The 9,945-nt window shown below is 66.4% G+C and carries 9 protein-coding genes and 1 pseudogene; 4 read left to right on the top strand and 6 right to left on the bottom strand.

Annotated elements, in window-relative coordinates:
* Window positions 1-88: 88 nt before the first annotated feature.
* The 5 genes from ACZ3TS_RS41665 to ACZ3TS_RS41645 all read right to left on the bottom strand — a co-directional run bounded on the left by ACZ3TS_RS41665 (window position 89) and on the right by ACZ3TS_RS41645 (window position 4,836).
* Window positions 89-379 (bottom strand): hypothetical protein, encoded by a 291-nt coding sequence (locus ACZ3TS_RS41665; protein ID WP_467628087.1) that lies wholly within the window; start codon window positions 377-379, stop codon window positions 89-91.
* 12 nt (window positions 380-391) lie between these two features.
* Window positions 392-1,135 (bottom strand): hypothetical protein, encoded by a 744-nt coding sequence (locus tag ACZ3TS_RS41660; protein WP_467628085.1) that lies wholly within the window; start codon window positions 1,133-1,135, stop codon window positions 392-394.
* A gap of 40 nt (window positions 1,136-1,175) precedes the next feature.
* On the bottom strand, window positions 1,176-2,240 hold the full coding sequence (locus ACZ3TS_RS41655; protein ID WP_467628082.1) for an alpha/beta fold hydrolase: 1,065 nt from the start codon (window positions 2,238-2,240) through the stop codon (window positions 1,176-1,178).
* A 238-nt stretch (window positions 2,241-2,478) separates the two neighbouring features.
* Window positions 2,479-3,336, bottom strand: coding sequence for a TIGR03620 family F420-dependent LLM class oxidoreductase (locus tag ACZ3TS_RS41650; RefSeq protein ID WP_467628080.1), 858 nt, complete (start codon window positions 3,334-3,336; stop codon window positions 2,479-2,481).
* 165 nt (window positions 3,337-3,501) lie between these two features.
* Entirely contained in the window at window positions 3,502-4,836 is a 1,335-nt protein-coding gene (locus ACZ3TS_RS41645) for an epoxide hydrolase family protein (protein WP_467628077.1), read from the bottom strand.
* A gap of 496 nt (window positions 4,837-5,332) precedes the next feature.
* On the opposite strand from ACZ3TS_RS41645, the gene ACZ3TS_RS41640 reads away from it, so the two are divergent.
* The 3 genes and pseudogenes from ACZ3TS_RS41640 (at window position 5,333) to ACZ3TS_RS41630 (ending at window position 7,790) form a co-directional block, all read left to right on the top strand.
* Window positions 5,333-5,977: a TetR/AcrR family transcriptional regulator gene (locus ACZ3TS_RS41640; protein ID WP_467628075.1), complete on the top strand. Its 645-nt coding sequence runs from the start codon at window positions 5,333-5,335 to the stop codon at window positions 5,975-5,977.
* Between the two features lie 71 nt (window positions 5,978-6,048).
* Window positions 6,049-7,058, top strand: a pseudogene (locus tag ACZ3TS_RS41635) (IS5 family transposase).
* Between the two features lie 228 nt (window positions 7,059-7,286).
* Complete coding sequence (locus tag ACZ3TS_RS41630; RefSeq protein WP_467628073.1) at window positions 7,287-7,790, top strand: MarR family winged helix-turn-helix transcriptional regulator; 504 nt, start codon at window positions 7,287-7,289, stop codon at window positions 7,788-7,790.
* A 225-nt stretch (window positions 7,791-8,015) separates the two neighbouring features.
* On the opposite strand, the gene ACZ3TS_RS41625 is transcribed toward ACZ3TS_RS41630, so the two are convergent.
* Window positions 8,016-8,606, bottom strand: a complete 591-nt coding sequence (locus ACZ3TS_RS41625) for a TetR/AcrR family transcriptional regulator (RefSeq protein ID WP_467628071.1) — start codon at window positions 8,604-8,606, stop codon at window positions 8,016-8,018.
* Between the two features lie 337 nt (window positions 8,607-8,943).
* Between ACZ3TS_RS41625 and ACZ3TS_RS41620 the strand changes: the two genes are divergently transcribed.
* Window positions 8,944-9,696 carry an SDR family NAD(P)-dependent oxidoreductase gene (locus ACZ3TS_RS41620; RefSeq protein WP_467628068.1) on the top strand — a complete coding sequence of 251 codons (753 nt, stop codon included), beginning with the start codon at window positions 8,944-8,946 and terminating at the stop codon, window positions 9,694-9,696.
* Window positions 9,697-9,945: the final 249 nt, after the last annotated feature.

Raw genomic sequence — 9,945 nt, 5'->3', positions numbered from 1 at the left:
GAGTACTTACTGGGTGGTGCCACGTCTTGCCTCTCGTTTCCTTACGTAGAGATCCTATTGGGTCCCTGTCCGGAAACTTCGGGGCACCTCACACCGCCGGGGGATTTGTGCTCTGCGGATACGTGGCTGCCACGGCACCGGTCAGGGCGCCGCTGACGAGTAGCCGCAGCACGCTGGCGACGCAATATGCCTTCCAGCCGGGTGCGGGCAGGTGCTCCTCGTCAGGCCGTACATCAGCTCTGCGCTGGGGCGGATCAATGGTGTCTGACTGGACGTTCCACGGCATCTGACGGTGCCACTTGATGGCCTTGACGATGTCGACAGCCTCCATGGAGGCGCCGCCAGCCGCCCCCACCAATGCCGCCATGAACCAATCCATGATCCGGGGTGTTCACGAGTAGGGCTGACCAGGGCCGAGCAAGGCCGAGTGAAGATCGCTTCCCAAGTTGTCGGAGATCGCTTCCCGAGCCGTTCCCACGCGGATGATTCCCGTCCGGGCAGACGGCAACGTCACACGAGCAGCGCCCCGGCGGGGTGGACCGTGTTCTCGGCCGCATGCAGTGAGAGCGAGGACTCCGCAGCCCGAGGTCTTCGCTCCCGGTGCTGCGGAGTCGACCGACAGCCGCGCTGCGATGTCGTCCGCGTAGGAGGTGTCGGGGATCTGGAGATCCTCCTTGACCTGACGGTACCGGGCAGCGAACGCCTCGGAATCCGTGGGGCTCACGCCGTCGAAGGCATCTTCGGGGAATCCGTCCTGGTGCGGCAGGAGGTAGCCGGATTCGGCCGGGTGCGCGGGTTCATCGTCGCCGTCCTCGTCAGCGTCGTACGCGTCGTAGTGGCGCACGACTTCTCCGCCTTCAGCGATGCACCAGGCGGTCCAGTCGTCACCGCAGCTCATCCCGTACGACTGGACGGACCCGAAACGGTGGCTGAGGTTGGTGCCCCGTTGTCGCACGACGAGGGCGAGGGCCTCGTCCCGGTCGTCTGCATCCTCGATGCGGTGGGTGTCCTGGGAGGAGTCGCCGAAGACCAGCGTCCAGCCGTCCAGGGCGGGCTGACGAAGACGCGGGAGCAGGCCCCACCGGCTGTCCGCCGGCCCCAGAGACGACACGTCTGGGGATACTTCGGCAGCCACTGGCGCTCCATGCGCGCCAGCGGACCGTCCATCGGGGGGATCAGTGGGTGGGGTAGAAGGCGTTGATCTCCTCCAGGACCCGCTGAGGCCGCTCTTCCAGCAGCCAGTGCCCGGCTCCGTCGATGTCGGTGCCGGTGGCTTGGGGGGCAGCGTCCTTGACGGCTGCAAGCAGCGGGTCGATCAGGCCGTCCTGAGAGAGCAGCCGGACCGGGATAGCCAGGGGCTCAGCCTCGAGCCGCTTGTTGTCGATCTCGTCCTGCTCCCAGGTGCGGTAGAGCTCGAACCCGGCGTGCAGTACCTGGGAGCGGGAGTACACGCGGACGTACTCGGCCACGGAACGCGGCGGGACGGGCTCCTTGACGTGTGACTGAGTGGGGTAGAAGTAGCTGAAGAACTGCTGCTCGCGCCCCCCCACCAGTTCCTCGGCCAGGGGCTTCTGCACGTTGAAGGTGAAGTGCCAGGACAGCGGCGCGACCGCGGCCCACGTCAGGTTCTTGCCGACGAGGGGGAAGTCCATGAGGAACAGTCCGGCCGCCTGCTGTCGGTACTCGGCGGCCAGGGCGTAGGCGACGCCCACGCCGAAGTCGTGAGCCACGAACTGAACGTCCTGCTGGTGGCCCAGACGGTCGAGCAGCAAGTGGACGTAGCGGGCCATGGTGGTCTTCTTGTAGTTGTCGAGCTTACCGGTGGTATCTCCCATTCCGGGCAGGTCGACGGCGATGACAGTGCGGCCGGGCAGCAGTTCGGGCATGATCCCGTGGAACTCATACCAGCTCTCGGGCCATCCGTGCAGAAGTACGGTGGTATTGGGTCCGTGGCCGCCGATAACGTAGTGCATCTGCACGCCGTCGACGGTGGTGAAGCAGTGCCGGAACTGCCGATTGAAGTCAGCGTCGTGCTGGGTCGCGGCGTCGAAGTTCTTGCTGAGGGGCTTCTCCGGTGCGACGCACGCGGGTGCCGTGCTCACGGTGGGGGCGGGGGCTGCTTCGGCGACGGTGTCGCTGGCCTGGGTGGCCATGGTGACCAGAGTGACGACAGCGGCGAACAGGAGGATGAGGTGCTGGGTGAGCTGTCGTGGCCTGCGGTGTTGTGAGGCTGCGTTCATGGTAAAAGCCGTCTCTGAATGGAGTGGAAGAGGTGTCGCGCCGGCTGTGCGGCGCTTCTGGGTCGTGGAATCTCGGGTGCAGGGGTGGTGTTGGTTGGCGGGCACGCGGGTGTGAGTAAGGGCTGTGGCGGACAGGGCGCCAGAGGAGCAAGCGGAGCGCGGTGTTTGTGTCGCGTCACGGGCGTGCTGTGCCCAGCCATGTGGGCTCCCTGCCGCGTGCAGAAGGCAGGGTGGTGGCTCAGTGGGCCAGAGGAGCGAGGTCCCGCCACTCGCGCAGCGGAAACCCGGACCGGCCACTGATGACATGCAGTGCCACGTGGTCAGCTCCCGCGTCGTGCTGGGCACGGACGCGTTCAGCGATCGTGTCAACATCACCCCAGGCCACGAAGGCATCGATGAGCCGGTTGCTGCCGCCGTCGGCAAGGTCGTCCTCGGTGAAGCCCTGGCGGAGCAGGCTGCGGGCGTAGTGGGACATCGTGAAGGCGGGGGCGAGGAACCCGCGTGCGGTGTTCCGGGCCTGGTCCGCGTCGGTGCTGAGCACGACGGCCTGATAGGGGCTGAGCAGCGCCTTGGGGCCGAGCAGGGTACGGGCTTCGGCGGTGAACTCGGGTGTCACCAGGAAGGGATGGGTACCGGCGCTGCGTCGGCCCGCCAGTTCGGTCAGTTTCGGCCCCAGCGCAGCGATGATGCGCTCGTCGGCGGGTACGGGGTCGGGTGCCTGGTCGAGCTGGTCGAGGTATGCGTCCATGGCAGCCAGCGGGCGATAGATACCTCCTGCTTTGCGCGCTGAAGCGGCGTCGCTGACACCGAGGCCAAGCATGAACCGCGGGCCATAGGCGTGTCGGAGGCGAGCATGTCCGGCAGCCATGTCGGAGGCTGGGTAGCCCCAGATACCCAGTACGCCGATTGCGACGGCAGCGTTGCTGGTCGCCCGCAGTAGCCGCTCCGCGTCGCCAAGGATGTCTCCGCTGGCCAGGCCTGGGATCCACAGAGCTCCCCAGCCGTGCTGGTCCAGCTCTGCGGCGACGTCATGCACTTCCGGGGGATTCTGGGTGCGCAGTTCCACGCTCCACAGGCCGGTTCGCCCGATGAACATGGCCGTCTTCTCCATTCTGTTTGATCTTCTGTTCGATCTGTGGCGGTCGTCGAACGTTCCGGGGGCCTGACCGTGAGCGGGCCTCGGGGCGATCCCGATTTACATGACATGTCAATTAATGGCGTGTCATGCAATGAGTGCGGTATCACGCTCTCCTGGTCAGGTTCAGGCGATGACCCGGGTGAACGCCCTGATCTCCTCGACGAACAGGCGGGGTTGCTCGAAGGCGGCAAAGTGTCCACCTGCTGGGATCTCGTCGTTGAAGTAGGCAAGATCCTTGTAGGCACGCTCGGCCCAGACGCGCGGGGTGCGGACCAGCTCTCCGGGGAAGACACTGACCCCCACCGGCACGTCAAGCTCGGCCAGTTGGTGGTCGGCCCGGTAGAACTCCCAATACAGCCTCGCCGAGGAGGCGCCGGTTCCGGTGAACCAGTAGAGCGAGATGTCGTCCAGCATGTCGTCGTGTGTCAGAACGCTCTCCGGGTGTCCGTCGGTGCCGGTCCAGTCGACGAACTTCTCGTAGATCCAGCCGGCCTGTCCCGCAGGTGAATCGCTCAGGGCGTAGCCGAGGGTCTGCGGGCGGGTGGCCTGCTCCTGGAAGTATCCGGAGTACCAGAGGGCGAACTGCTGTTGTTGCGCCAAGACCGCTTGTTCGGCAGGTGTGGGCTCACCGTCGGTAAGGGCGGTGTTCGTCAGCAGGTACTCAGGGAAGTTCAGGTGGACGCCGAGCAGGCCGTCCGGCCGAAGCTTGCCCAGTTGCGTGGCGACAGATCCTCCGGCGTCGCCGCCCTGGACGATGTAACGGTGATACCCCAGACGGGTCATCAGCGTCGCCCAGGCGGCAGCGATGCGTTCGGGCGTCCAGCCGGTCACCGTCGGCTTGTCGGAGAACCCGAACCCCGGCATCGAGGGGATGATCACATGAAAAGCGTCAGCGGCGGTGCCACCGTGAGCAGTCGGGTCGGTCAGCGGGCCGATAACCTTGAGGAATTCCACCACGGAGCCAGGCCAGCCATGGGCCAGCACGACAGGCAGCGCGTCAGCGTGCCGGGAGCGCACATGGAGGAAGTGGATGCCGAGACCGTCGATCTCGGTGCGGTACTGGCCCAGGGAGTTCAAGTGGCGCTCCAAGCGGCGCCAATCGTACTGGGTCCTCCAGTACTCCAGCAGGTCCTGCATCCTGCCGAGCTGAGCCCCTTGGGAGGTATCGGTAACCGTCTCACGTTCCGGCAGCCGAGTTTGAGCCAGTCGGCGGCGCAGGTCGCGCAGCATCGCCTCGGGGACGTGGACGTTGATGGGAGCGATATGCCTGGTCGCCACAGGCAGGATCAGCTGACCACTGTCCTCGGCATATGCCTGGGAGGGGTTGGCCATGAACGCGGCAGGCGCCGCGGCCAACACGCCGGCGGCACTCGCGCCCCGCAAAAAGCCGCGCCGGGACGCTCGGGGTATACCCGCGCGTGCTGCCGACGGCTCGTTCGGAGAAGGCTGGGAGAACATCGTTCACTCCAAATGTAGTGCTCACGACAGAGAAGGCGACAGAACCGAGAGAGCCGCCGGACACCGTGGATCGTCTGTCCGGCAGGACCCTGGCGCGCCCGCTTGGGGCTGTCGGCAGTTGGCTCCGGCTGAGACAGCCAACGGCAGCGGGGTGTCGAGCGTGCACCCTCCGACGACTACTGACGCCGCTTGGAACCTTCGACACGGGCTTCACGGTCCCCACGAACACGGCGATCCTGAGGTGGTGCAGCAGTTCGGGGGTGCGGAGTTTGCCGCAGACAGATTTACATGACATGTCAAGCATTGATCACTCACCGCCACGCGTTCCCCGCAATCCGATACATTCCCGCACCCATCCCGACAGCCAGGCGCGGTCGAGCCGCACTCGCCCTGCCGGAATCCGCACATATTCCGTACCGATCGATGCCGAAGTCACCGTAGCACGCCTCTGCCTCGCTTGTGTACCGATCGATACAGATGCCGGTATGGTGGAAGCATGAGCAGCAGTGGACAGCGATCGACCATGGGCAGGCCACGCGGCTTCGATCTCGACGAAGCACTGGACCGGGCCCTGCGGGTCTTCTGGGAACAGGGCTACGAAGGTGCCAGTCTCACCGACCTGACGAACGGCATGGGCATCACGCGCACCAGCATGTACGCGGCCTTCGGCAACAAGGAGGAACTGTTCCGTAGAGCCCTGACGCGCTACACCCAGGGACCGGCAAGCTACGTAGGCAAGGCTGTGGAGGAACCTACGGCGCGCGCGGTGGCCGAAGCGATGCTCCAGGGAGCGGTCCAGGCCACGACGCAGCCGGATTGTCCGGCAGGCTGCCTGGGCGTGCAGGGAGCGCTGGCCACCGGCGAGCCCGGCCGCGTCGCCCGCGAGGCACTGGTCACCTGGCGGCAGGACGGCGAGCAGATCATTCGTCAGCGCTTCGAGCACGCTCGCGAAGTCGGTGATCTCCCACCCGACTGCAACCCCGCTCAACTCTCCCGGTATGTCACTACCTTGACCTATGGCATCGCAGTGCAGGCGGCCGGCGGAGTCAGCCGGGAGGAGCTCCTCCAGGTCATCGGCTTGGCCATGCAGAACTGGCCGGAACCAGGCCCGTCCCCGGACCGATCTGTTGCTGCCCCTTAGGGCCTGTCTTTGGTTGTGATCAAAGTCGGGTTTTGGCTCCGGTCGAGGGCTGGGTCCGGTAGGACGTTGGTGTGACGCGTACACAACTGACCGACGGGGAGTGGAAGTTCGTCGAGCCCTACCTGCCGATTGGCGAGTTCGGCCCGTATCCCGAGCGACTGCGTGAGCAGTTCGAGGGGGTGATCTGGCGATTCCGCACCGGCAGCCAGTGGCGGGAGGTGCCCGAGCGGTTCGGCGCGTGGCAGACCGTCTACAACCGGTTCGCGCGCTGGCGGGACGCCGGCGTCTTCCAGGCACTTCTGGAAGGCGTCATCGCCGAGGCCGCCCGCCACGGCGAGGTCGACCTATCGCTGGTCAGCGTGGATTCCACCACCGCCCGGGCCCACCACGACGCGGCCGGCATGCGCCTGGACGAGGAGGTCATGGCCGCACTCGAGGAGGCTGCACTGGAGGAAGACAGGGCACGCAAAGAAGGGGATCGTCACAGGGGCACAACGGGCCAGGCGGTGAAGACGGGCCAGAAAGGCCAGAAAGGGCGGAGCGGCGGCGCCTGCGGCGACGACGCAGGGCCCGCCTCAAAGCCGCCCTCCTCGGGCGGTCCCGCGGCGGGCTGACCAGCAAAATCCACCTCGCAGCCGACCGGCGCTGCCGCCCGATGGCGTTCATCCTGACCCCCGGGCAAGCCGCCGACAGCCCCCAGTTCATCCCCGTCCTGAACAAGGTGCGGGTCCGCCTGCCCATCGGCCGTCCCCGCACCCGTCCGGCCGCCGTCGCGGGCGACAAGGCCTACTCCTCCCGCGCCAACCGCGCCCACCTGCGCAAACGCCGCATCAAGGCCGTCATCCCGGAGAAGAAGGACCAGGCCGCCCACCGCAAGAACAAGGGCAGTCGCGGCGGCCGGCCCGTCACCTGCGACCCCGGCCTCTACCGCGACCGCAACACCGTCGAGCGCGCCATCAACAAGATGAAGGACTGGCGAGGCATCGCCACCCGCTACGACAAAACGCCCGAAAGCTACCTCGCCGCTCTCCACTTACGCGCAGCGATCATCTGGATCCGCAGCCTCGAAACCACATCATGATCACAACCAAAGACAGACTCTAGGAGAGCTACGTGCGGGCGTGAACCGGCAGCTGCCGTGACGTTCGCAGCCGGCGGGACCCGGCGCCGGCCAGGTCCACTAAGGTCGCAAGCGCAGAGCGGCCGCAAGGATAGTTGAGGACGTGAGGTGTCAGGAGAAAACGAGGGCTCGTGGAATGAGGGAGTGCCGTGGCTGACTGCGGAGCAGCAGCGGGTATGGCATGCGTACATGAGGGTGCAGTTGCGCCTGAGCTACGAGATGAATGGGCAGCTTCTGAATGACCATGCCCTGTCGTTGGGTGATTACGACGTCCTTGTAGCTCTGTCGAACGCAGAGGAAGGCCGTCTCCAACTGAGCCTGCTGGCCGCGACGATCGGCTGGGAACTCAGCCGACTGTCTCATCACCTGACGCGTATGGAGCGCCGGGGCCTGGTGGAACGGCAACCGTCGATCCTGGATGGCCGCGCGAGGGACGCAGCCCTGACAGCCGTCGGACGGGAGAAGCTCGAAGCCGCCGCGCCCGGGCACGTCGATGTAGTCAGGCGTCTGTTCTTTGACGGCATCGACCCAGCACTGCTGCCGGGGCTGACGCAGGCCTTCGAGCAGGCTCATGTGCACCTCCTTGAGCACGGGAGCCTTCCTGCCGGAGGTGCCAGCCTCCCCGGGTCATCGAATGAGGCCCCTCGGCGGAAACACCGCACCCAAGCGTCGGTGACTGTGCGCGAACGGTAGAACGGAGGCTCCGGAAATGACGAGGGCACCCAGGCGACAGGCCACGACGCACATCCCCCATGGAGCACGGCTACTCAGGTCCGCAGGGTAGGTCATCCTCCCGGAGCCGCGAACGCAGGAACTCGCTGTCGTTCACGCTGCGGGCCGAGGGCCCGCTCGGCACCACGCCGTGGCCGGACGGCTTCTTCCCGAAGGCGGTCCCGACTTCGTGCCGGCCGGCCCGCCTTACGGACGGGGCAGCAGCGAGAGAGCTGTCTCGGCGATGGCATGCAAAGACTCGGGGCTGCTGCCACCTTTACCAAGTGCCTCGATGCCACGGACGACCGCCAGGATGAGGCCGGCAAGCCGAGCAGGTTCGGCGTCGGAACTGATGTCGCCCGCCCGCTGAGCTGCGGCGACAGAGTCCGTGAGCAGTCCTCCCAAGGCGCCGAAAGTGCGGCGGGCGATCGCCCTTACCTCCGGATCGCGTCCTGACAGCTCCGCGGTGCCGTTGGCGAGCAGGCAGCCCCGGAAGCCGGCGTCGGATGCGGTGGCTTCGGCGATGGCCAGTACTTGGGTACTCAGACGGGCGAAGGCACGCTCGTCCGGTCCGTCGAGACGACTGCGCACGCCCTCGACCAGCTCGTCGCAGTAGTCGCCGAAGGCCCGCAGGAACATTTTGCGCTTGTCCCCGAAGGCGCCATAGAGGCTGCCCCTACCAAGGCCGGTGTCGCTGAGTATGTCGTCCACACTGGTCGCTGCGTACCCAGCCGACCAGAACCGATCCCTGACGGCGCGCAGGACCTCGCCCTCGTTGAAGCTTCGGGGTCTCGCCATGTTCTCTACGGTAGCCGTTCTTGACTATCCCGTCCATAACGGGTTAGGTTCTGGACTAGGTCGTCAAGAACTACCTCTCCTGGTGCACGATTCACCGTGCAGCGGAGGCTCGGGGTGAGCCTGCGGGCTGCCCGCTGAGCTGCCTGACGCGCTCGACCCGGGCCTGCAGGACGGGCTCCGCCCGCCAGAGGCGACACGCCGGACCAGGGCCGAACACCCAGGAACAGCCAGGTCCCCGGCCCGGCTCCCCCTAGCTAGGCGATGCATAAGCCCAGACACCACTAGGCGATCCATGAGTCCAAACATCACGGATACCACTATCGGAAGGATACCCGCCATGCCCTCCATGGACGGAAAGACAGTTCTGGTCACCGGAGCATCCAGCGGCATCGGAATGGCGATCGCCAAGCGCTTCTCCGACGACGGCGCCCGCGTCTACCTGACTGGTCGGCGCAAGGATGAACTCGAAGCTGCGGCGGCGGAGTGCGGTCCCGCGGCCATTGCCGTGCAGTGCGACGTCTCGCAGGCGTCCGACCTCGACCACGTCATGGATGTCATCCGCGGCGACCGGCGGCGCTTGGACGCGGTGGTGGCCAACGCCGGCCTGGGCGTCCAGACCAGCCTGGCAGACGCCACGGAAGAGCAGTTCGACCACGTTTTCGGCGTAAACACCAAGGGCACCCTGCTGACCGTGCAGAAGTCGCTGCCGCTCCTGACGGAGGGGGCATCGGTGCTCCTGCTCGGTTCGACGTCCAGCTACCAGGGCGTCGCCGGCATGGGCCTGTACGCCGCCTCCAAGGCCGCGATTCGCAATCTGGGCCGCACTTGGGCCGCCGAACTGGCACCGCGCGGTGTGCGCGTCAACGTCATCACGCCCGGCCCCACCGCCACCACCGGCATCGCGAACCTCGCGGAACTGAACGGGCTCAGCACCGAGGACTTCCACGGCGTGCTCGCGTCCCAGATCCCGCTGCAGCGGGTAGGCCGTCCCGAAGAAGTCGCCGCAGTAGCGGCTTTCCTCGCCGGACCGGAGAGCTCGTTCGTCACTGGCGCCGAGTACTTCGTCGACGGCGGCCAGATCCAGGCCTGAGCGCTCACTGCGCCTTGGTGCAGTTCCTGCACACATAGTCCGGCTGCCGACCACCGGGGCGCCGCGCCATACATCCGGCGCGCTGCCCCGGTGCAGCCCACAAGACAGTCGGCGGATCTCTGGGAGCACGCCGAGGGTGAAGCTTCCCCTTGATCGTAAGCATTCAGCAGGAATGCGGCTGATCGGTGACGGTGTGTGAGGTGTCCTGGTCAGGTGGTCTGTGCGATGGGTGGCATCCAGAGGTTGCCA

Source organism: Streptomyces sp. NPDC022910 (assembly GCF_055561075.1).
Note: the sequence above shows the minus strand (reverse complement) of the source record. Positions and strands in the feature narration are given on the sequence as shown.

Bases quoted from the DNA above. Each gene is read 5' to 3' on its own strand.
- ACZ3TS_RS41665 (WP_467628087.1), bottom strand. From the start codon at position 379: ATGGATTGGTTCATGGCGGCATTGGTGGGGGCGGCTGGCGGCGCCTCC.
- ACZ3TS_RS41655 (WP_467628082.1), bottom strand. From the start codon at position 2,240: ATGAACGCAGCCTCACAACACCGCAGGCCACGACAGCTCACCCAGCAC.
- ACZ3TS_RS41650 (WP_467628080.1), bottom strand. From the start codon at position 3,336: ATGTTCATCGGGCGAACCGGCCTGTGGAGCGTGGAACTGCGCACCCAG.
- ACZ3TS_RS41645 (WP_467628077.1), bottom strand. From the start codon at position 4,836: ATGTTCTCCCAGCCTTCTCCGAACGAGCCGTCGGCAGCACGCGCGGGT.
- ACZ3TS_RS41640 (WP_467628075.1), top strand. From the start codon at position 5,333: ATGAGCAGCAGTGGACAGCGATCGACCATGGGCAGGCCACGCGGCTTC.
- ACZ3TS_RS41630 (WP_467628073.1), top strand. From the start codon at position 7,287: ATGAGGGTGCAGTTGCGCCTGAGCTACGAGATGAATGGGCAGCTTCTG.
- ACZ3TS_RS41625 (WP_467628071.1), bottom strand. From the start codon at position 8,606: ATGGCGAGACCCCGAAGCTTCAACGAGGGCGAGGTCCTGCGCGCCGTC.
- ACZ3TS_RS41620 (WP_467628068.1), top strand. From the start codon at position 8,944: ATGCCCTCCATGGACGGAAAGACAGTTCTGGTCACCGGAGCATCCAGC.